Source organism: Pelomonas lactea, from assembly GCF_043555885.1.
Lineage (GTDB): Bacteria > Pseudomonadota > Gammaproteobacteria > Burkholderiales > Burkholderiaceae_C > Pelomonas > Pelomonas lactea.
In genome coordinates, this window is record NZ_JBIGHX010000002.1 from 913,088 (window position 1) to 932,698 (window position 19,611).

Below are 19,611 nucleotides of genomic sequence, written 5' to 3' on the forward strand. Positions count from 1 at the left end.
AGTCAGGGCTTGCGGGAACACCGGGCCATCCTCGCACGCGCCCGGCGGCGCTGCTGCCAGCCGATCAGCCCGCCCACCGCCGCCAGCGGCAGCGCGACGGCACCCAGCGCGAGCAGCGCGTACAGCCAGTCCATGCCCGCCCCTCACCGCGCGGCGGCGTCCAGCGCGAGGTTGAGCTGCAGCACGTTCACGCGCGGCTCGCCGACCAGGCCCAGCCAACGGCCCTCGGTGTGCTGGGCGACCAGCGCCTGCACGCGCGCCGGCGGCAGGCCGCGCACGCGGGCCACGCGGCCGGCCTGGTAGTCGGCGGCGGCGCGGCTGATGTGCGGGTCCAGCCCGCTGGCGGACGTGGTCACCAGGTCCACCGGCACCGGCGCGGTGTTGCCCGGGTCGGCCGCACGCAAGGCCTGCACGCGGGCCTGCACGGCCTCCACCAGTGCAGGCGCCGTGGGCGCCAGGTTGGAGCCGGCCGAGTTGGCGGCGTTGTTTGCCATGGGCGCGGTGGCCGACGGGCGGCCCCAGAAATGCCCGGCGTCGCTGAACTGCTGGCCGATCAGCGCCGAACCGACGACCTGGCCGTCGCGCTCGACGAGGCTGCCGTTGGCCTCGCGCGGGAACAGCGTCTGCGCGACGCCGGTGACCAGCAGCGGGTAGGCCAGGCCGGTGACGAGGCTGAGCACGACGAACAGCGTCAGCGCGGGCCGCCACAGTGGCACGTCGGCGCGGGCGGGGGTGGCGGGTGTCTCCAGGGTGGGGGTCATGCAGCGTCTCCTCAGAAGGTCTTCTTCAGGCCCAGCACGGCACCCGTGCGGCCCAGGAACTTGGCGCTGACGGCGCTCGTGTAGGCCGCGCGGCCGGCGTCGGTGCCCACCAGCGCCACGCAGACGAGAAGCCCGCGGGCGCGGCGTAGTCCACGCCGCCCTGCAGCACCGGCTGCAGCCGGGTCTGCGAGATGCCGCGATAGCGGTAGTCGCTGACCGCGCCGGCGTTGAACGACCAGGGGCTCGTGGCCTCCGCGGCGAAGGCGGGCGCCAGCGCGAGCAGCGCCAGCAGAGAGAAAGCAGTCTTTTTCATGGAACGACAGGAAGAAGGGTTCAGGCCAGACCCAGTGCGACCAGCAGCAGGTCGATGGCCTTGATGCCGATGAAGGGCACGATGACGCCGCCCAGGCCATAGACGAGCAGGTTGCGGCGCAGCAGCGCGCTAGCGCCGATGGCGCGGTAGCGCACGCCCTTGAGCGCCAGCGGGATCAGCACGACGATGATCAGCGCGTTGAAGATGACGGCGCTGAGGATGGCCGAGCCGGGGCTGGCCAGCCGCATCACGTTCAGCGCCGCCAGCTGCGGGTAGGTCGAGACAAACGCCGCCGGCAGCACCGCGAAGTACTTGGCCAGGTCGTTGGCGATGGAGAACGTCGTCAGCGACCCGCGCGTCATCAGCATCTGCTTGCCGGTCTCCACCACCTCGATGAGCTTGGTGGGGTCGCTGTCCAGGTCCACCATGTTGCCGGCCTCCTTGGCGGCCTGCGTGCCGGTGTTCATGGCCACGGCCACGTCGGCCTGGGCCAGCGCGGGCGCGTCGTTGGTGCCGTCGCCGGTCATCGCGACGAGCCGGCCCTGCGCCTGGTGCTCGCGGATCAGCGCCAGCTTGGCCTCGGGCGTGGCCTCGGCGAGGAAGTCGTCCACGCCCGCCTCGGCCGCGATGGCCGCGGCGGTCAGCCGGTTGTCGCCGGTGACCATGACGGTCTTGATGCCCATGCGGCGCAGCTGCGCGAAGCGCTCTCGGATGCCGGGCTTGACGATGTCCTTCAGCTCGACGACGCCCAGCACGTGCGTGCCGTCGGCCACCACGAGCGGCGTGCTGCCGCGGCGGGCGGCCTCGTCCACGCTGGCCTGCACGCCGGCTGGCCAGCGGCCGCCCAGCGCCTCGACATGCGCGCACACCGCGCTGCCGGCGCCCTTGCGGATCTGGCGCGCGCCCAGGTCCACGCCGCTCATGCGCGTCTGCGCGGTGAAGGGCACGAACTCGCCGCGCTCGGCCACCGCAGCGGCGCCGAACTGGCGATCGGCCAGCGCGACGATGCTGCGGCCCTCGGGCGTCTCGTCGGCCAGCGAGGCCAGCCGCGCCGCGTCGGCCAGCTGCGCCTCGCTGACGCCGGCCAGCGGCCAGAAGGCGTCGGCCTGGCGGTTGCCCAGCGTGATGGTGCCGGTCTTGTCCAGCAGCAGCACGTCCACGTCGCCCGCGGCCTCGACGGCCCGGCCCGAGGTGGCCACCACGTTGGCCTGCAGCATGCGGCTCATGCCCGCCACGCCCACGGCCGACAGCAGGCCGGCGATGGTCGTCGGGATCAGGCACACCAGCAGCGCGACGAGCACGACCAGGCTGACCGGCTCGCCTGTCTGTCCAGATTCAGCGGCCACGGCCACGCTGAACGCCGAGAACGGCAGCAGCGTGGCGACGACGCCCAGGAACACCAGCGTCAGCGCCACCAGCAGGATGGTCAGCGCCACCTCGTTGGGCGTGCGCTTGCGCTGGGCGCCCTCCACCATCGCGATCATGCGGTCGACGAAGGTCTCGCCGGGGTTCACGGCCACGCGCGCGATGACCCAGTCGCTCAGCACGCGCGTGCCGCCGGTCAGCGCCGAGAAGTCGCCGCCGCTCTCGCGGATGACGGGCGCCGATTCACCGGTGATGGCGCTCTCGTCCACCGACGCGACGCCGTCGACGACCTCGGCGTCGGCCGGCACCACGTCGCCCGCCTCCACCAGCACGATCTCGCCGCGGCGCAGCGTGCCGGCCTCGCGGGGGTGCCACTTGATCTGCTCGCGCGGCACACCGGCGCGCCAGTCGTCGGCCACCTTGGCCCAGGTCTCCTTCTTCAGGCCGCGCAGCGACGCGGCCTGGGCCTTGCTGCGGCCCTCGGCCAGCGCCTCGGCGAAGTTGGCGAACAGCACGGTGAACCACAGCCACACCGTCACGGCGATGACGAAGCCCGACGGCTGGGCCACGGCCAGCGCCGTCGTGAACAGGCTGCCGAGGTAGACGACGGCCATCACCGGGTTGCGCACCTGCGTGCGCGGGTCCAGCTTGGTGACGGACGCCACGAGGGCCTCACGCGCCAGCTTGGCGTCGAACAACGAAAAAGCCCGGTTCATGCGGCGCTCCACAGGATGAGATGCTCGACGACCGGCCCCAGGGCCAGCGCCGGCACGTAGTTCAACAGGCCCACCAGCAGCACCACGCCGATGAGCAAGGCCACGAACAGCGGGCCATGGGTGGGCAGCGTGCCCTCGCCGGCCACGAGTCGCTTCTTGCCCGCCAGCGAGCCGGCCAGCGCCAGCACCGGCACGATGACGCCGAAGCGGCCCAGCCACATCACCAGGCCCAGCAGCAGGTTGTAGAACGGCGTGTTGGCCGACAGGCCGGCGAAGGCGCTGCCGTTGTTGTTGCCGGCGGACGAGAACGCGTACAGCACCTCGCTGAAGCCGTGCGCGCCGGGTGCCGCGATGCCGGCGCGGCCGGGCTCGGTCGCCACCGCGACCGCCGTGCCCACCAGCACCGCCAGCGGCGTCAGCAGGATGGCCAGCGACACCATCTTCATGTCGAAGGCCTCGATCTTCTTGCCGAGGTACTCGGGCGTGCGGCCGATCATCAGCCCGGCCACGAAGACCGCCAGCAGCGCGAACACCAGCATGCCGTACAGGCCGGCGCCGACGCCGCCGAAGACGACCTCGCCCAGCTGCATCATGACCAGCGGCACGGCGCCGCCCAGCGGCGTGAAGCTGTCGTGCATCGCGTTCACGGCGCCGCAGCTGGCGGCCGTCGTGATGACGGCGAACAGCGACGACGCGTTGATGCCGAAGCGCGCCTCCTTGCCTTCCATGTTGCCGCCGGGCTGCGTGGCGCTGGCGGTGGCGTCCACGCCCAGCGCGGCCAGCCGCAGGTTGCCCGCCTGCTCGGCGCCGGTGGCGATGACGACGGCGACAACGAACATCACCGTCATGGCCGCCAGCAGCGCCCAGCCCTGGCGCATGTCCCCCACCTGCCGGCCCATGACGAAGCACAGCGCCGTCGGGATCAGGAAGATGGCCAGCATCTGCAGCGCGTTCGTCAGCGCCGTCGGGTTCTCGAACGGATGCGCCGAGTTGGCATTGAAGAAACCGCCGCCGTTGGTGCCCAGCATCTTGATGGCCAGCTGCGACGCGACCGGCCCCAGCGAGATCGACTGCTGTGCGCCTTCCAGCGTCGTCGCCGGCACGGCCGCCGCCAGCGTCTGCACGACGCCCAGGCCTGCCAGCAAGACGGCGAACGCCAGCGACAGCGGCAGCAACACCCACAGCGTGGCGCGGGTGAGGTCGGCCCAGACGTTGCCGAGCGTCCCGGCGCTCCTGCGGGCGAAGCCGCGCAGCAGCGCCATGACGACGGCCAGGCCGGTGGCCGCGGACAGGAAGTTCTGCACCGTCAGCGCCAGCATCTGCGTCAGGTGGCTCATCGTCGTCTCGCCGCCGTAGCCCTGCCAGTTCGTGTTGGTGACGAAGCTGATGGCGGTGTTGAACGCCGAGTCCGGCGACACGGCGGCGAAGCCCTGCGGATTCAGTGGCAACTGGGCTTGCAGCCGCTGCAGCGCATAGACGGCGACGACGCCCAGCCCATTGAACAGCAGCAGGCCCAGCGCGTAGCGCAGCCAGCCCTGTTCGGCGTCACCGACGCCGGCCGCACGCAGCAGCGGCCGCTCGACGCGAAGCAGCCACGCAACGCGCCCCTCCATCGCGGCGTGAATCCACGTCGCCAGCGGCCTGGCCAGCACGAGCAGCACGACGAGGAAGGCGGCAAGCTGCGTCCATGCAGAGGAACTCATGACAAGTCCTCCGGGAACAGCAAGGCCCAGAACAGATAGCCCACCAGCGCGACGACGAGCACGGTGGCGGCGAGTTCGAAGCCACTCATGACTTCCTCCCCGCCAGGCGCTGGCAGCCCCAGGCCGCCAGTGCGGTCAGCAGCGCGAGAACCGCGCCCAGACCGAGAAAAACGATGTCCATGACACCTCCAAAAACATGGAGGTCATTCTGGAAACCGCGCCGTCAAACCGCCGACAAGATCGCGGCGGGCGGCATCAAGAACGCATCAAGATTTGCCGATGGCGAGCTGCGTCAGGTCGATGCCGCGCTCTTTCGCGATCGCCTCCAGCACCGGCAGCAAGGGGCCCAGCTTCTCGTCCAGCGCGTCGCGCACCGTGTCGACGACGACCTGCGTGCTACGGTCGATCTCGATGTGGATGGCGTCGCCGACGACCTTGTCGCCAAACGTCGTCATGCGCAGCGTCTCGGGGATCAGCCACACCTCGAACCAGCCCGAGCCGTCGCGCTCGCGCTGCGCCTCGGCCACCGTCAGGCTGCAGCCGTTGACGCCGATGTAGCCCTTGGCGAACACGTAGCGCATCCACGGCGCCGGCACGGCGAAGCGGATGACGTGGTTGTTGTCCGGCTTGCGGATCTCGGCGATGTGCGCCGACACGTCGACGTGGCCCGACAGCGGATGGCCGCCGATCTCGGCGCCGTCCTTGGCCGCGCGCTCGACGTTCAGGCCCGAGCCGACGCGCAAGCCCCCCAGCGTCGTCAGCTTCATCGTCTGGCCCATCACGTCGAACAGCGCGACGTCGGGCGACGGCCGCTCGGTGACGGTCAGGCAGACGCCGTCGCAGGACACGCTGGCGCCAATGGCGAGATCCTCGTCGAAGCCCGCCGGCAGCTTCAGCGCCAGCGTGTGCAGCCCCTCGCGGGCGTCAATCGATTCGACGCGGGCGACGCCCTGGACAATGCCTGTGAACATGATGAAAAAAGGCCCCGCACGGGGCCTGTCTGAACAGCGATGAAGCAGCTTACCAGCTGACCTCGCGGTCCGGCGTCGCACCGATCTTGTGGATGGACAGGTCGGCGCCCTCGAACTCCTGCTCGGCGTCCAGCCGCAGGCCGACGACCTTGCGGATCACGCCGTAGACGACGAAACCACCCGCCAGCGCCCAGGCCACGCCGCCCAGCGTGCCGATCAGCTGCGCGCTGAAAGCGACGCCACCGATGCCGCCCAGCGCCTGCTGGCCGAAGACGCCGCAGGCGATGCCGCCCCACGCGCCGCACAGGCCATGCAGCGGCCACACGCCCAGCACGTCGTCGATCTTCCAGCGGTTCTGCGTCAGGGTGAAGAACTGCACGAACAGCCAGCCGGCCACGCCGCCGGTGACGAGCGCGCCCAGTGGGTGCATGACGTCGGAGCCGGCGCAGACGGCCACAAGACCGGCCAGCGGGCCGTTGTACGCGAAGCCGGGGTCGTTGCGACCCAGCAGCACGGCCACCAGCGTGCCGCCGGCCATGGCCATCAGCGAGTTCACGGCGACGAGGCCGGACATCTTGTCCAGCGTCTGCGCGCTCATCACGTTGAAGCCGAACCAGCCCACCGTCAGCACCCAGGCGCCCAGCGCCAGGAAGGGGATGCTGGACGGCGGGTGCGCGCTCATCGCGCCATCCTTGCGGTAGCGGTTCAGCCGCGGGCCCAGCAGCAGCACGGCCGCCAGGCCGATCCAGCCGCCCACGGCATGCACGACGACGCTGCCGGCGAAATCATGGAACTCGGCACCCGTGGCGGCCTTCAGCCAGGCCTGGACGCCGAACGCCTGGTTCCAGGCGATGCCCTCGAAAAACGGGTAGACGAAGCCGACGATGACCGTCGTGGCCGCCAGCTGCGGGCCGAAGCGGGCTCGCTCGGCGATGCCGCCCGACACGATGGCCGGAATGGCCGCTGCGAACGTCAGCAGGAAGAAGAACTTGACCAGCTCGTAGCCGTTCTTCTGCGCCAGCTGCTCGGCACCGACGAAGAAGTGCGTGCCGTAGGCGACGAGGTAACCCACGAGGAAGTAGGCCAGCGTGGACACGGCGAAGTCCACGAGGATCTTGACCAGTGCATTGACCTGGTTCTTCTTGCGCACGGTGCCCAGCTCCAGGAAGGCAAAGCCCGCGTGCATGGCCAGCACCATGATGGCGCCCAGCAGAATGAAGAGCGCATCCGCGCCCTGCTTGATCGATGACTCCAACACTGTCTCCTGTCTCGGTTCTCGGCTCCAGGCTTGGGCAACGCGCACCAAGCCGAACAAAACCGCACCGAAACAGCAAGTTCAATGCCCAGTCTTGATGCATGCACATCGCCGGGCGACGGCGCCACGAAGGCGCCGGAAGTTCTACTTTGGTGCGCCAGACGCACCTTCTTCGAACATCGGCGCACTGAATCCGAGCGTCCAGCGACCATCCTCCCAGCGCACGACCGGCCGCTTGATGACGCTGGGTTCCGCCAGCATCAGTGCGGCGGCGGCCGCGTCGTCGATGACGGCGGCCTTGGCGGCGTCGTCCAGCTTGCGCCAGGTCGTGCCGGCGCGGTTGACGAGCCTGTCGCGGCCGAAGGCGGCCAGCCAGGCGGGCAGCAACTCGGCCGGCACGCCCTGCTTCTTGAAGTCATGGAAGGCGACTTCCAGGCCGCGCTCGGCCAGCCACGCGCGGGCCTTCTTGACGGTGTCGCAGTTGGGGATGCCATAGACGGTGATCATGGGGCGGCACCGTACCATGGCCGGCATGATTGACTGGCTCGACGACGCCTCGCTGGACTTCCCGCCCACCACCCGCGCGCTGGGCCCCGACACCGACGCCCCCGGCCTGCTGGCCGCTGGCGGCACACTGACGCCACAGCGCCTGGCAGCCGCCTACCGGCGCGGCATCTTTCCCTGGTACGGCCCCGGTCAGCCGCCGCTGTGGTGGGCGCCGGACCCGCGCATGGTGCTGCAGACGGCGGAGTTCAAGCTGTCGCGCTCGCTTCGCAAGACCGTGCAGCGCTTCGCCGCCACGCCCGGCTGCGAGATCCGCGTGGACTTCGACCGCGCGGCCGTGCTCAACGCCTGCGCCAGCGTGCCGCGCGAGGGCCAGAACGGCACCTGGATCGTGCCGGAACTGCAGGCCGCCTACCTGGCCTGGCCGGCCATGCACAGCGTCGAGACGTGGGTGGACGGCGAACTCGTCGGCGGCCTCTACGGCGTCAACCTCGGCACCATGTTCTACGGCGAATCCATGTTCATGCGCCGCACCGACGCGTCCAAGATCGCCTTGTGCGCCCTCATCTGCCTGTGCCGCGAGTTCGGCATCCCGTGGATAGACTGCCAGCAGAACACCGGCCACCTGGCCTCGCTGGGCGCCGCGGAAGTGACGCGAAGCGTGTTCGAAGCCCACCTCGCCACCCATGTCGGTGAGGCCAGCCCCGGGCCCTGGACCTATCATCCGGACTACTGGCACCGGCTTCTCGATTCGAAGTGACCCACCCCAAAGAACTGCCCCTCGCGCAGATTCAGTTCTACGCCACGGCCGCCTATCCGTGCAGCTACGTGGCCGGCCGCCAGGCGCGCTCGCAGGTCGCGACGCCCAGCCACCTGATCCACGCCGACGCCTACTCCAACCTCGTCGCCGCCGGCTTTCGCCGCAGCGGGCTCTTCACCTACCGCCCCTACTGCGACCAGTGCCGCGCCTGCATCGCGCTGCGCGTGCCGGTGGACCGCTTCCAGCCCAGCCGCAGTCAGAAGCGGGCATGGAAGGCGCACCGCCATCTGAACGCCAAGGTCATGCGGCTGGGCTACTCGCCCGAGCACTACGCGCTGTACCTGCGCTACCAGGCCGGCCGCCACAGCGGCGGCGGCATGGACCACGACAGCGTCGACCAGTACACCCAGTTCCTGCTCCAAAGCCGCATCAACTCGCGGCTGGTGGAATTCCGCGAAACCATGCCCGACGGCAGCACGCCGCTGCGCATGGTGTCCATCCTCGACATCCTCAGCGACGGCCTGTCGGCGGTCTACACCTTCTACGACCCCGACATCGAGGCCAGCTACGGCACCTACGGCGTGCTGTGGCAGATCCAGCAGGCCCGCGAGCTGAAGCTCAGCCACGTCTATCTGGGCTACTGGATCGAAGAAAGCCCCAAGATGGCCTACAAGGCCGGCTTCCGGCCACACCAGATCCTGAGGAACGGCGTCTGGGAAGACGCCACCGAGGCTTAGACCAACACTTCCACGCAGGCCGGGTGACCCAGGAAGCCCTCGGGGCTGGCGCTGCGGCCATAGGCGCCGCTCTGGTAGACGACGGCCAGGTCACCGATCTCGCCGCGGGCCATGTCCATGCGGTCGGCCAGCAGGTCCAGCGGCGTGCACAGCGGGCCGACGACGCTGGCGGCTTCCGTTGCCGCCTCGCGGCGGCCCTGAGGCTCGACGGAGGCCGGGTAGTTCTTGCGCAGAACCTGGCCGAAGTTGCCAGACGCCGACAAGTGATGGTGCAGGCCGCCATCGGCCACCAGGAACACCTGGCCGCGCGAGACCTTGCGGTCCACGATGCGGCTTACATAGATACCCGCCTCGCCGACGAAGTAGCGGCCCAGCTCGATGACCAGCTTCGCCGCCGGCAGGTCGGCCTTGGCGCGCGCCTGCAGCGCAGCCAGGTTGTCGGCGATGGGCGCCAGGTCCAGCCGCGACTCGCCCGGGAAGTACGGGATGCCGAAGCCGCCGCCCAGGTTCAGGAACTTCACCGGCGCGGGCGCGCTCTCGGCCAAGCGCAGCGCCAGCTCGTAGCTCTTCTGCTGCGCCTCGCAGATCGCCTCGGCCTTCAGGTTCTGCGAGCCGGCGAACAGGTGGAAACCTTCGAAGGCCACGCCATCGCCGCTCAACCGCCCCACCTCGGCCAGCACCTCGGGCAGCGCCTCGGCGTCGATGCCGAACTGCTTGGGGCCACCGCTCATGCGCATGCCCGAGCCCTTGAGCTCGAAGTCCGGGTTCACGCGCAGCGCGACGCGCGCCGGCAGGCCCAGCCGCTGCGACGCGCGCGCCAGCGGTGCCAACTCACGCGCCGATTCCACGTTGACCAGCACGCCGGCAGCAACCGCCTGGCCCAGCTCGATGTCGCGCTTGCCGGGGCCGGCGAAGCTGATCTCGTGAGGGTCCGCGCCGGCGTTCAGCGCCACCTGCAACTCGCCGGCCGAGGCCACGTCGATGCCGTCCACCAGCCCGGCCATCAGCTGCACCAGCGCCGGCATCGGGTTGGCCTTCATCGCGTAGTGCAGCTCGATGCCCTGCGGCAGCGCCGCGCGCAGCTCCGCCACGCGGGCCTTCAACAGCCCGCGGTCATAGGCATAGAACGGCGTCTGGCCGACACGCTCCGCGAGCACCGACAGCCGCTGGCCGCCGATGAGCAGCTCGCCGTGGGCGTCGCGAGGGAACAGGACGGGCGCGTGCTCCAGCGCGCGCTTGGGGGCAATGGGTTCGCTCATGCGGCGTTGTGTTGTTCGAGCCAGTCGGTCGACAGCGTCTTGCGGTCGATCTTGCCGTTGGGATTGCGCGGCAGCGGGCCGCGACGTGCGGCTATGCCGTGCGGCACCATGTAGGCCGGCATGCGCGCCTTGCAGGCGGCGGTCAGCGCGGCCAGGTCCAGCTCGGCCGAGCCTTCCGGCGGCGTCGCGATGACCTGGATGGCCTGGCCCAGGCTGTCGTGATGGACGCCGAAGGCCACGCACTCGCCCACCAGGCCGGTCGCGTACAGCACCTCTTCGACCTCGGTCGGGCTGACGCGGTAGCCCGACGTCTTCATCATCTCGTCGCGGCGGCCGACGAAGTACAGGAAGCCTTCGGCATCGCGCTTCACCGTGTCGCCGGAGAACACCGCGAACTCGGGCAGCTGCAGGCCGCCCTCGCGGCCGCCGATGCCGACGGGCAAAGGCTTGTAGCGCTCGGCCGTCTTCTCGGCATCGTTCCAGTAGCCCAGGCCCACCAGCGCGCCGCGGTGCACCAGCTCGCCCGGCTCGTCGGGCGCGCATTCGCTGCCGTCCTCGCGCAGCACAAGGATCTCGGCGTTGGGGATCGCCTTGCCGATGGAGTCGGGCCGGCGGTCCACTTCCTCGGGCGGCAGGTAGGTCGAGCGGAAGGCCTCGGTCAGGCCGTACATCAGGAAGGGCTTGGCCGACGGCGCTTTGGCGCGCAGCAGGTCCAGCGTTGCGCGCGGCATGCGGCCGCCGGTGTTGGCGAAGTAGCGCAGGTGGGCGTCGATGGCGGCGGGCCATTCCAGCTGCGTCAGCTGGATGTAGAGCGGCGGCACGGCCGTCAGGCCCGTGACCTTCTCGCGCTCCATCGCCTTGAGCACATCGCGGGGCAGCAGGTAGTTCAACAGCACGACGCGCGCGCCGCTGTGGAAGCCCGTCGTCAACTGGCTGAAACCGGCGTCGAACGACAGCGGCAGCGCCGCCAGCAGCGTGTCGCTGGCGCGGTTCTCCAGGTAGCTGGCCACGCTCTTGCCGCCCGCCACCATGTTGCGGTGGGACAGCACGACGCCCTTGGGCCGCCCGGTCGAGCCGGACGTGTAGAGGATGGCCGTCATGTCCGTGTCGATGACGCGGTGGCCCGCGCGGGCGGGCGACGCCAGCAGCGCGGCCCAGTCGTGCACCGGCACCGGCGCGGAACCCGCACCGCTGGTCAGCACCACGTGGCGCAGCGACGGGCATTGCGTCAGCACCTCACCCAGCTGCGCCAGCCGCTCGGGCGACGTGACCAGCACGCGCACGTCGCAGTCGCGCAGGATGAAACCCACCTGCTCGGGCTTGAGCAGCGGGTTCAGCGGCACGAACACGCCGCCGGCCGCCGGCGCGCCGAAGCTGGCGACGACCGTCTCGAAGCGCTTTTCCAGGTAGATGGCCACCCGCTCGCCGCGGGCCAGGCCCAGTGCCATCAGGCCGCTGGCGAAACCCCGCACGGCGCCGTCCAGCTCGCCGTAGCCCAGCGTCAGCGCACCATAGGTCAGTGCCGGGGCGTCGGGCGTGCGCTCGGCGGCGACGGCCACCAACTCGTGGAGCAGCGTGGATTCGGGCATGGACAAGGGTCGGATGGCAGTGAAAAAAGTATCTCACGCGACCCCGAGGCCGAGGGGTGCGCTCCCCGGAGGCGAGGGGGCGCGCCGCTAAACTGCGCGGCTGCCTTTTCTACGCCAAACCCATGGACAACGCCCAGGTGCTCAGCCACGTGCTGAGGCTTCTCGACGACGTGCTGAGCCTCAACGGCCGCGCCCAGACCTTCACCCGCGACACCGCGCTGCTGGGCGCGCTGCCCGAGCTGGACTCCATGGCCGTGGTCAGCCTCATCACCGCGCTGGAGGAACAGCTGGGCCTGGCCGTCGACGATGACGACATCGACGGCGACACCTTCGCCACGGTCGGCTCGCTGGCGGACTTCGTCGCCGCCCGCCTCGGTTGACCCCTAAGCCCGACATCTTCTTCCTGCCCGCCGCCGGCGGCGAGCAGCGGCTGTGCCTGTTCCACGCGCCCGCCGGCGCGCCGCGCAGCAAGGTGCTGTATCTGCATCCGTTTGCGGAGGAGATGAACAAGTCGCGCCGCATGGCCGCACTGGCCTGCCGCGCGCTGGCCCAGGCCGGTCACGCGGTGCTGCAGATCGACCTGCGCGGCTGCGGCGACTCCTCGGCCGACTTCGGCGACGCGAGCTGGGCCGACTGGCAGGCCGACGTGCGCCTGGGCCTGGCCGAGCTGGACCGCCGGGTGGCCGAAGCGCCGCTGTGGCTGTGGAGCCTGCGCGCCGGCTGCCTGCTGGCCGCGGCCGACTGGGGCCGGCCCGTCAACCACCTGTTCTGGCAGCCCACGGCCAGCGGCAAGCCGGCGCTGCAGCAGTTCCTGCGCCTGCGGCTGGCGGCCGAGATGGCCGGCGGTGCCAGCAAGGGGCTGATGGAACAGTTGAAGACCGACCTGGCCGCCGGCCGGGCCGTCGAGATCGCCGGTTACCGGCTGAGCGCCGCGCTGGCCGCCGGCCTGGACGCGGCCCGGCTGGCCCCGGGCGGTGCGCCCGGCCGCGTCGAATGGCTGGAGCTGAGCACGCGCGAGGACGCGAGCTTCACGCCCGTCAGCGAGCAGGCCGTCAAGACCTGGCAGGACGCCGGCTGGGCCGTGCGCCCGCAGATCGTGCCGGGGCCGGCGTTCTGGGCGACGACCGAGATCGAGCTCGCGCCGACGCTGATCGAGCGCACCGTGGAGGCGCTGGCATGAAGGAGCGCGTGCTGAACTTCGCGTGCGAGGGCGAGCCGCTGGTGGGCATCCTGGCCGAGCCGGAACCGCATGACGGCACGCCGGCGGGCGTGGGCGTGCTCATCATCGTCGGCGGCCCGCAGTACCGCGCTGGCAGCCACCGGCAGTTCACGCTGCTGGCGCGGCACCTGGCCGCCCACGGTTTCCCGACGCTGCGCTTCGACTACCGCAGCCTGGGCGACAGCGGCGGCGAGACGCGCAACTTCGAGGGGGTCGATGCCGACATCGCCGCGGCCATCGGCGCCTTGCTGGCAGCACGCCCCGGCCTGCGCGGCGTGGTGCTGCACGGGCTTTGCGACGCGGCCTCCGCGGCACTGATGTACTGCGAGGCCCATGCCGACGCCCGCGTGCTGGGGCTGGCACTGCAGAACCCGTGGTTCCGCAGCGAACAGGGGCAGGCCCAGGCCGTGCTGTCCCACTACTACGGCAAGCGCCTGAGGTCACCCGACTTCTGGCTCAAGCTGCTGAAGGGCGGCGTGGGGCTGCGCGCGCTGCGCGACTGGCGGCGCAACCGCAGCGCGGCGCGCGCGGCACCGGCCGCCCGCCGCGACGATTTCAGGACCCGCATGCTGCGCGCCTGGCGCAACAGCCCGCTGCCCGTCGTCCTTCAACTGTCGGGCGAAGACCTGACCGCCCGAGAATTCACGCTGGGCTTCGACCAGGCGCAGCCCGACTGGCCGCGCCGGCCGCGCCTGACGGTGCACCGGCATGCCGAGGCCGACCACACCTTCTCGGACATCGCCACGGAGCGGCGCATGCAGGGCGAATTGCTGGCCTGGTATCTGCAGGAGTTCAGGACATGAGATGGCTTGTCATCGCGGCGATAGCCGGCCTGCTGGGCGCCGGCGGCGGCTTCGCGCACGCGCAGGTTGAACCCTTCTGCGGCCAGCTGGCCAACGGCTATGGTCCGTTCGACTATCGCAAGGAGCGCGGCAGGGCGCTGGCGATCGTGGACTCGTACCACTTCAACAGCGACGTGCGCAACCTGCGCAAGGGCCAGTCGGGCTCCCTGGGCGGCGACCTGGACTACATCCTGCGCGCATCGCCCAACCATCACGCGGCGCTGGCCACCATCTCCGAGTGGGGCGTGAGGCTCAAGACCAAGGAACCGCCATCGCTGCCACGCAGCATCGACTGCTATTTCGAGCGCGCGTCGCGCTTCCAGCCTGACGACCACCTCGTCAGGCTGCTGTACGCCAGCTTTCTGCAGCGCATGAACCTGAAGGCCGAAGCCCTGGCCACGCTGGAGCCGCTGGAGAAGCTGGACGACCTGCAAGCCTTCACGCACCAGAACATCGGCTTGCTGCTGCTGGACCTGGGTGAGCCCGAGCGAGCCCTCGTGCATGCATGGAAGTCGCAGGAACTGGGCTGGGCCCGCCCCGGGCTGAAGGAGCGCCTCGAAAAGGCGGGCCAGTGGCGCGAGCCGCCGCCGGCCGAGGCCGCCTCCGCAGCATCCGCCGCCGCCAGCGCGGCGTCCGCCCCGCCGTGATCCACACGCCCGCCATGCCCTCACCCACCCGTCCCCGCGTCCTGCTGATCGCCTACCACTTCCCGCCGCTGGCGGGCTCCAGCGGCATCCAGCGCACGCTGCGCCTGGCCCAGCATCTGCCGCGGCTGGGCTGGGACGTGTCCGTGCTGACCTGCTGGCCGCAGGCCTACGAGCGCATCGGCGCCGACCTGCTGAAGGACGTGCCGGCCGAGGTCCACGTCGAGCGCGCCATCGCGCTGGACGCGGCACGCCACCTGTCGCTGGCCGGGCGTCATTTCGCGTTCACGGCCCGGCCCGACCGCTGGGCCTCCTGGCGGTTCGACGGCGTGCGCCGCGCGCAGAACCTGCTGCGCCGCGTGCCTCATCAGGCCATCTGGAGCACCTATCCCATTCCCAGCGCCCACGTCATCGGCGCGGCGCTGGCACAGCGGACCGGGCTGCCGTGGATCGCCGACTTCCGCGACCCCATGGTGCAGGCGGACTACCCCGCCGACGCCGCCACGCGCCAGCAGCTGCTGCGGCTGGAAGACCTGGCGGCCCGCACGGCCCGGCTGATGACGGTCACGACGCCGGGCACGCGGCGCGACATCCTGCAGCGCCATCCGCAGGCGCGCGTCGAGCTGATGGAGAACGGCTACGACGAGGACAGCTTCGGCACGGCCCCTGCCCAGCGCGAGCCGCTGAACCCCGGCCAGCTGACGCTGCTGCACAGCGGCATCGTCTACCCCTGGGAGCGCGACCCCGCGCCGCTGATACAGGCGCTGGCCCGCCTGCGCCAGGCCGGCCTCGGCTCGCGGCTGAAGGTGAGGTTTCGCGCGCCGGTGCACGAGGCGCTGCTGAACGACCTGGCCGCGCAGGCGGGCGTGACCGACATGGTGGAGGTCATGCCCGCCGTCGGCTATCGCCAGGCGCTGGAGGAGATGCAGCGCGCCGACGGGCTGCTCGTCATGCAGGCGGCCAACTGCAATGCGCAGGTGCCGGCCAAGGTCTACGAGTACCTGCGCGCCGGGCCGCGCATCGTCACGCTGGCCGCCCCCGAGGGCGACACGGCGCAGCTGCTGCGCGCGGCCGGCATCACCGACCAGGCGCCGCTGGACGATGCCCCGGCCATCGCAGCGCTGCTGCAGCGCCTGGTGGCGGATGACGCCTCGCTGCAGTTGCTGCCGCGCGCGGACGCCGTGCAGGGCGCGTCGCGCTGGGCGCGCAGCCAGCAACTGGCCGACTGGCTGCGGGCGCTGGTGTGAACGCACAGGCCGGCTCCGCCTGGGTGCTGCTGTCCTGCGTCGTGCCGCGGGCCGACGGGGTGGGCATCGAGAAGCGCGCCTGGTCGCACCTGGCCGCGATGGCGGCGCTGCGCCCGCCGCGGCTGGTGCTTGCGCTGACACCGGCGCAGTTGGCGCAGGCGCCCGACCTGGCCTTCCTGAACGGGCTCTGCAGCGTCGTCCACGTGCTGCCGCTGGACGCCAGCGCGCGCGGCCGGCGGCTGGACAACACGGCTGCCTTCCTGGCCCAGCGGCTGCTGCTGTGGGGCCGCCCCCGCTGGCAGCCGCGCGCGGGCGCCGTCGCGGCGCTGCTGCAGGCGCTGGGCGGTGCGCGGCTGGGCGACGTGTTCTGCTTCCGGCTCGCCTGCTTCGAGCTGTGGCGGCTGCTGGCCGGGCAGCACGGGTTGAGTGCGCAGCGCCTCGTCGTCGACTTCGACGACATCGAGTCGCTGGCCCAGCAGCGCGCGCTCGCGCAGGACGGCTCGCTGTGGGGCCGCGCGCACCGGCTGGCGGCGCGGCTGGAGATCGCCGAGCAGCGCCGGCTCGAGACACGGGCGCTGCGCTCCCACGAGGTGCTGGTGTGCTCCGCCGTCGACGAAGCCCGGCTGCGCGAGCGCGCGCCGGCCGCCCGCGTCGCCGTGGTGCCCAATGCCTACCCGGTACTGCCCGCACTGCCCCCCCGCGAGCCCGGCGACACGCTGAACCTGCTGTTCCTCGGCACGCTGTCCTACGCCCCCAACATCGACGCCGCCGACCACCTCGTCCACACGCTGCTGCCCGCCATCCACCGCGCCTGGCCGGGCCCGGTGCGGCTGCAGATCGTGGGCCGCCGGCCGGTGCCGCGCGTGCAGGCGCTGCACCGGCCGCCCGAGGTGCAGGTGCTGCCCGACGTGGCCGACATCACGTCGGCCTACGCGCAGGCCGATGTCGTCGTCGTGCCTATCCGGTTCGGCGGCGGCACGCGCATCAAGATCCTCGAAGCCCTGTCGCTGGGCCGGCCCGTCGTCACGACCACGCTGGGCGTCGAGGGGCTGGACCTGCAGCATGAGCGCGACCTGCTGGTGGCCGACGCGCCGGACGCATTCGCACAGGCCTGCGCCCGCATCGCCGGCGACGCGGCGCTGGCCGCCCGGCTGGCCAGCCAGGGCCGCCGGAGCTTCCTCGCGCTGTACGGCGACGACATCGTTCGCGGGCGCACCCAGGCGCTGCTGTCCCGGCCCCTCTCCTCCTCCACCGCGCCATGACCGATCAAGCCTCTCCCGCCCTGGACGTCACCGTCGTCACGCCGACGTTCAACCGCGCGCGGCTCATCGAACGGGCACTGGACAGCGTGCGCCTGCAGACGCGCCGGGTCGCGGAGATCATCGTCGTCGACGACGGCTCCCGTGACGGCACGCCCGACATCGCGCGCGCCTGGGGCGAGCGGCATGGGCTGCCGGTGCGTGTCGTCGTCATGGAACGCAACGGCGGCCCGGCCGCGGCGCGCAACCGCGGCATCGAGCTGGCGCGCACGGCCTATGTTGCCTTCCTGGACAGCGACGACGAGCACCTGCCCGACACGCTGGAGACGCTCAGCGGCGCGCTGGACGCGCAGCCGTCGGCCGTCATGAGCTTCGGCGACGCCACCGTCGTCATGCCCGACGCGCGCGAGCCGCACGGGCTGTTCGCACCCAAGATCGACATCGCCCGCGCGGCCACCGCGCTGGGAGGCGACGCCTTCCTGCTCAACGACGCCTGCGAGGCGCTGCTGGCCGCCAGCATCATCCCGACGTCGGCCACCTGCTTCCGGCGCGACGCCGCGCTGGCCGTCGGCGGCATGCCGGCGCAGTTCCGCTCGGGCGAGGACTGGCTGTTCTTCCTACGCCTGACGCAGCGCGGCCGCTTCGTCTTCACGACGCGCGACGTGGCCCTGCACCACCGGCACGACGACAACCTGACCAGCCCGCGCGCGGCCGAGTTCGTCGCGCGGCAGAAGCTGGACGGGCTGCTGGCGCTGCAGCGCGGCACGCTGGGCATCGAGCTGTCCGCGCCGCAGCAGGCGCGCGTCGCGACGATGCTGGCGGCGCAATGGCCCGCGTGGCGCTACCACCTGTCGCGCATGGGGCTGAAGACCTATGCGCAAGGCCTCGCCGGGCATGCCGGGCTGCAGTCGCAGGGCACGCTGCAGCGCCTGCTGGCCGACCCCAGGGCGCTTGCCCGCGCCGCGGCGGCGTCGATGGGGTTGTTGCGATGAGCTGGTACCGGGCGCTGGGCTCGACATCGGCGGCCACCGCCGTCAACCTGGTGCTGTCGCTGGGCAGCTCCGTCATCGTCGCGCGGCTGCTGACGCCCGACGAGATCGGCGTCTTCTCCATCTCGGTGTCGCTGCTCGCGTTCGCGCACATCCTGCGCGACTTCGGCGTCGGGCAGTACCTGATCCAACTGCGCGACGTGCAGCGCGAGGACGTGCGCGCGGGCTTCACGGTCATGCTGTGCACGTCGATGACGCTGGCGCTGCTGATGGTGGGGCTGGCGCCGTGGGCCGCGAGCTTCTATGCCGAGCCGCGCATGACCGCGGTGTTCTACGTGCTGGCGCTGAACTTCGCGCTCATCCCGTTCGGCGCGCAGATCCTCAGCGTCATGAAGCGCGAGCTGGCCTTCGGCAGCGTGGCGCGCATCAACATCACCGCCAGCGCCGTGCAGGCCGCGGCCACGGTGGCCTTCGCCTACGCAGGCCAGAAGCACCTGAGCATGGCCTGGGGCTCGCTGGCGGGCAACGTCGTCATGATCTCCTGCCTGTTCGCCGCGCGGCCGCACTACGCCTTCCTGCGTCCGCGCTTCAGCGGCCTGGGCAAGATCCTCAAGTTCGGCTCGCAGTCCAGCCTGTCCGGCATCGTCGGCCGGGTCGGCTCCAGCGGGCCGGACCTCGTGCTCGGCAAGACGCTGGGCATGGACGCGGTGGCCCAGTTCAGCCGCGCCAACAGCCTGCTGGCGATGTTTGCGTGGAAGGTCGACGAGATCCTGCTGCAGGTGTTCGGCCCGGTGTTCGCCAAGGGGCTGCGCGAAGGCGGCGATGCGCGCGCCAACCTGCGCCAGGCGCTGCAGACCTACAGCCTCGTGCAGTTCGCCATCCTGGCCGTGCTGGCGCTCGTGGGGCCGACGCTGATCACGCTGCTGTTCGGGCCGCAGTGGGAGGCTGCCGCGCGGCTGTCGACCTGGCTGACGCTGTGGTCTGCCATCGTCGTGCCCATCCAGCTCGCGCCCGCGGCGCTGATGGCCGCGGGCCATGTCGGCGCCTGCCTGCGGGCCAACCTCGTCTCCAACGTCGCGCTGGTGGCGGTGCTGTTCAGCAGCGCCGTGGTGTCGCTGGAGCAGATGGCCTGGCTGTTCATCGTCTACCGCGTCATCAACCTGGGCGCCTGGCTGCACCCGCTGCGCCAGCACTTCGACTTCACGGCGGCGCAGTGCTGGCAGGCCTGCCGGGGCAGCCTGGGCATCTGCGCGCTGGGCGCCGCGCCCGCAGCGGCCGCCGAGATCTACCTGCGCACCAGCGGCGCCCCCCTGCCCGCGCTGGCGCACATCGTCGCGCTGGGCGCGGTGTCCGTGCTGGGCATCATGCTGGCGCTGCAGTTCAGCACCCACCCGCTGCGAGCGGAGATGCACAAGGCCTTCAGGCTTGTCGCTCACCGTTTCGCGCCCCACTGAGACGGCCTCCGGCATTCCAACACC

Annotated in this window: 21 protein-coding genes; 10 read left to right on the forward strand and 11 right to left on the reverse strand. The window is 71.3% G+C overall.

The genetic code is table 11. From position 1 onward, the window contains the following. Window positions 1-2 precede the first annotated feature (2 nt). The 9 genes from ACG04Q_RS08395 to ACG04Q_RS08435 all read right to left on the reverse strand — a co-directional run bounded on the left by ACG04Q_RS08395 (window position 3) and on the right by ACG04Q_RS08435 (window position 7,591). A complete protein-coding gene (locus tag ACG04Q_RS08395; RefSeq protein WP_394510436.1) occupies window positions 3-134 on the reverse strand; it encodes a hypothetical protein in 132 nt (43 codons plus the stop codon). 9 nt (window positions 135-143) lie between these two features. After that, complete coding sequence (kdpC, locus tag ACG04Q_RS08400; protein WP_394510437.1) at window positions 144-761, reverse strand: potassium-transporting ATPase subunit KdpC; 618 nt, start codon at window positions 759-761, stop codon at window positions 144-146. A 25-nt stretch (window positions 762-786) separates the two neighbouring features. Further along, window positions 787-1,074: a TorF family putative porin gene (locus ACG04Q_RS08405; RefSeq protein WP_394510438.1), complete on the reverse strand. Its 288-nt coding sequence runs from the start codon at window positions 1,072-1,074 to the stop codon at window positions 787-789. 20 nt (window positions 1,075-1,094) lie between these two features. After that, on the reverse strand, window positions 1,095-3,155 hold the full coding sequence (gene kdpB / locus ACG04Q_RS08410) for a potassium-transporting ATPase subunit KdpB (RefSeq protein ID WP_394510439.1): 2,061 nt from the start codon (window positions 3,153-3,155) through the stop codon (window positions 1,095-1,097). Further along, a complete protein-coding gene (kdpA, locus tag ACG04Q_RS08415; protein WP_394510440.1) occupies window positions 3,152-4,858 on the reverse strand; it encodes a potassium-transporting ATPase subunit KdpA in 1,707 nt (568 codons plus the stop codon). Before kdpA ends, kdpB begins: the two co-directional genes overlap by 4 nt. Next, a complete protein-coding gene (kdpF, locus tag ACG04Q_RS08420) occupies window positions 4,855-4,947 on the reverse strand; it encodes a K(+)-transporting ATPase subunit F (RefSeq protein ID WP_394510441.1) in 93 nt (30 codons plus the stop codon). Before kdpF ends, kdpA begins: the two co-directional genes overlap by 4 nt. Before the next feature lie 177 nt (window positions 4,948-5,124). Next, window positions 5,125-5,829: a riboflavin synthase subunit alpha gene (locus ACG04Q_RS08425; protein WP_394510442.1), complete on the reverse strand. Its 705-nt coding sequence runs from the start codon at window positions 5,827-5,829 to the stop codon at window positions 5,125-5,127. A 49-nt stretch (window positions 5,830-5,878) separates the two neighbouring features. Then, window positions 5,879-7,084 carry an ammonium transporter gene (locus tag ACG04Q_RS08430; RefSeq protein ID WP_394510443.1) on the reverse strand — a complete coding sequence of 402 codons (1,206 nt, stop codon included), beginning with the start codon at window positions 7,082-7,084 and terminating at the stop codon, window positions 5,879-5,881. A 144-nt stretch (window positions 7,085-7,228) separates the two neighbouring features. Next, window positions 7,229-7,591, reverse strand: coding sequence for a Spx/MgsR family RNA polymerase-binding regulatory protein (locus ACG04Q_RS08435; protein WP_394510444.1), 363 nt, complete (start codon window positions 7,589-7,591; stop codon window positions 7,229-7,231). Between the two features lie 25 nt (window positions 7,592-7,616). Between ACG04Q_RS08435 and ACG04Q_RS08440 the strand changes: the two genes are divergently transcribed. After that, window positions 7,617-8,348, forward strand: a complete 732-nt coding sequence (locus tag ACG04Q_RS08440; RefSeq protein WP_394510445.1) for a leucyl/phenylalanyl-tRNA--protein transferase — start codon at window positions 7,617-7,619, stop codon at window positions 8,346-8,348. After that, window positions 8,345-9,085, forward strand: coding sequence for an arginyltransferase (locus tag ACG04Q_RS08445; RefSeq protein ID WP_394510446.1), 741 nt, complete (start codon window positions 8,345-8,347; stop codon window positions 9,083-9,085). The genes ACG04Q_RS08440 and ACG04Q_RS08445 overlap by 4 nt, the downstream gene beginning before the upstream one ends. Here ACG04Q_RS08445 and ACG04Q_RS08450 read toward each other — a convergent pair. Further along, window positions 9,082-10,344 carry a pyridoxal-dependent decarboxylase, exosortase A system-associated gene (locus ACG04Q_RS08450; RefSeq protein WP_394510447.1) on the reverse strand — a complete coding sequence of 421 codons (1,263 nt, stop codon included), beginning with the start codon at window positions 10,342-10,344 and terminating at the stop codon, window positions 9,082-9,084. The two genes, ACG04Q_RS08445 and ACG04Q_RS08450, sit on opposite strands and share 4 nt — an antisense overlap. Further along, complete coding sequence (locus ACG04Q_RS08455; RefSeq protein ID WP_394510488.1) at window positions 10,341-11,933, reverse strand: acyl-CoA ligase (AMP-forming), exosortase A system-associated; 1,593 nt, start codon at window positions 11,931-11,933, stop codon at window positions 10,341-10,343. Before ACG04Q_RS08455 ends, ACG04Q_RS08450 begins: the two co-directional genes overlap by 4 nt. A 122-nt stretch (window positions 11,934-12,055) precedes the next feature. Here ACG04Q_RS08455 and ACG04Q_RS08460 point away from each other — a divergent pair, with 122 nt between their 5' ends. From ACG04Q_RS08460 to ACG04Q_RS08495, 8 genes are read left to right on the forward strand one after another with little or no spacing between them, the layout of a single operon-like run. Next, window positions 12,056-12,313 (forward strand): acyl carrier protein, encoded by a 258-nt coding sequence (locus ACG04Q_RS08460; RefSeq protein ID WP_394510448.1) that lies wholly within the window; start codon window positions 12,056-12,058, stop codon window positions 12,311-12,313. After that, a complete protein-coding gene (locus tag ACG04Q_RS08465; protein WP_394510449.1) occupies window positions 12,310-13,113 on the forward strand; it encodes a hydrolase 2, exosortase A system-associated in 804 nt (267 codons plus the stop codon). The genes ACG04Q_RS08460 and ACG04Q_RS08465 overlap by 4 nt, the downstream gene beginning before the upstream one ends. Next, on the forward strand, window positions 13,110-13,955 hold the full coding sequence (locus ACG04Q_RS08470; RefSeq protein ID WP_394510450.1) for a hydrolase 1, exosortase A system-associated: 846 nt from the start codon (window positions 13,110-13,112) through the stop codon (window positions 13,953-13,955). Before ACG04Q_RS08465 ends, ACG04Q_RS08470 begins: the two co-directional genes overlap by 4 nt. Further along, complete coding sequence (locus ACG04Q_RS08475) at window positions 13,952-14,641, forward strand: ABC transporter permease (protein ID WP_394510451.1); 690 nt, start codon at window positions 13,952-13,954, stop codon at window positions 14,639-14,641. Before ACG04Q_RS08470 ends, ACG04Q_RS08475 begins: the two co-directional genes overlap by 4 nt. Before the next feature lie 14 nt (window positions 14,642-14,655). After that, window positions 14,656-15,885 (forward strand): glycosyltransferase, encoded by a 1,230-nt coding sequence (locus ACG04Q_RS08480; RefSeq protein WP_394510452.1) that lies wholly within the window; start codon window positions 14,656-14,658, stop codon window positions 15,883-15,885. Beyond that, window positions 15,882-17,147, forward strand: a complete 1,266-nt coding sequence (locus ACG04Q_RS08485; protein WP_394510453.1) for a glycosyltransferase — start codon at window positions 15,882-15,884, stop codon at window positions 17,145-17,147. Before ACG04Q_RS08480 ends, ACG04Q_RS08485 begins: the two co-directional genes overlap by 4 nt. Next, complete coding sequence (locus tag ACG04Q_RS08490; protein WP_394510454.1) at window positions 17,144-18,136, forward strand: glycosyltransferase family 2 protein; 993 nt, start codon at window positions 17,144-17,146, stop codon at window positions 18,134-18,136. The genes ACG04Q_RS08485 and ACG04Q_RS08490 overlap by 4 nt, the downstream gene beginning before the upstream one ends. After that, window positions 18,133-19,587 carry an oligosaccharide flippase family protein gene (locus ACG04Q_RS08495; protein WP_394510455.1) on the forward strand — a complete coding sequence of 485 codons (1,455 nt, stop codon included), beginning with the start codon at window positions 18,133-18,135 and terminating at the stop codon, window positions 19,585-19,587. The genes ACG04Q_RS08490 and ACG04Q_RS08495 overlap by 4 nt, the downstream gene beginning before the upstream one ends. Window positions 19,588-19,611 lie beyond the last annotated feature (24 nt).

Bases quoted from the DNA above. Each gene is read 5' to 3' on its own strand.
- ACG04Q_RS08455 (WP_394510488.1), bottom strand. From the start codon at position 11,933: ATGCCCGAATCCACGCTGCTCCACGAGTTGGTGGCCGTCGCCGCCGAG.
- ACG04Q_RS08405 (WP_394510438.1), bottom strand. From the start codon at position 1,074: ATGAAAAAGACTGCTTTCTCTCTGCTGGCGCTGCTCGCGCTGGCGCCC.
- kdpC (WP_394510437.1), bottom strand. From the start codon at position 761: ATGACCCCCACCCTGGAGACACCCGCCACCCCCGCCCGCGCCGACGTG.
- ACG04Q_RS08460 (WP_394510448.1), top strand. From the start codon at position 12,056: ATGGACAACGCCCAGGTGCTCAGCCACGTGCTGAGGCTTCTCGACGAC.
- ACG04Q_RS08475 (WP_394510451.1), top strand. From the start codon at position 13,952: ATGAGATGGCTTGTCATCGCGGCGATAGCCGGCCTGCTGGGCGCCGGC.
- ACG04Q_RS08490 (WP_394510454.1), top strand. From the start codon at position 17,144: ATGACCGATCAAGCCTCTCCCGCCCTGGACGTCACCGTCGTCACGCCG.
- ACG04Q_RS08395 (WP_394510436.1), bottom strand. From the start codon at position 134: ATGGACTGGCTGTACGCGCTGCTCGCGCTGGGTGCCGTCGCGCTGCCG.
- ACG04Q_RS08450 (WP_394510447.1), bottom strand. From the start codon at position 10,344: ATGAGCGAACCCATTGCCCCCAAGCGCGCGCTGGAGCACGCGCCCGTC.
- ACG04Q_RS08480 (WP_394510452.1), top strand. From the start codon at position 14,656: ATGCCCTCACCCACCCGTCCCCGCGTCCTGCTGATCGCCTACCACTTC.
- kdpF (WP_394510441.1), bottom strand. From the start codon at position 4,947: ATGAGTGGCTTCGAACTCGCCGCCACCGTGCTCGTCGTCGCGCTGGTG.
- ACG04Q_RS08425 (WP_394510442.1), bottom strand. From the start codon at position 5,829: ATGTTCACAGGCATTGTCCAGGGCGTCGCCCGCGTCGAATCGATTGAC.
- ACG04Q_RS08495 (WP_394510455.1), top strand. From the start codon at position 18,133: ATGAGCTGGTACCGGGCGCTGGGCTCGACATCGGCGGCCACCGCCGTC.
- ACG04Q_RS08440 (WP_394510445.1), top strand. From the start codon at position 7,617: ATGATTGACTGGCTCGACGACGCCTCGCTGGACTTCCCGCCCACCACC.
- ACG04Q_RS08470 (WP_394510450.1), top strand. From the start codon at position 13,110: ATGAAGGAGCGCGTGCTGAACTTCGCGTGCGAGGGCGAGCCGCTGGTG.
- kdpB (WP_394510439.1), bottom strand. From the start codon at position 3,155: ATGAACCGGGCTTTTTCGTTGTTCGACGCCAAGCTGGCGCGTGAGGCC.
- ACG04Q_RS08435 (WP_394510444.1), bottom strand. From the start codon at position 7,591: ATGATCACCGTCTATGGCATCCCCAACTGCGACACCGTCAAGAAGGCC.
- kdpA (WP_394510440.1), bottom strand. From the start codon at position 4,858: ATGAGTTCCTCTGCATGGACGCAGCTTGCCGCCTTCCTCGTCGTGCTG.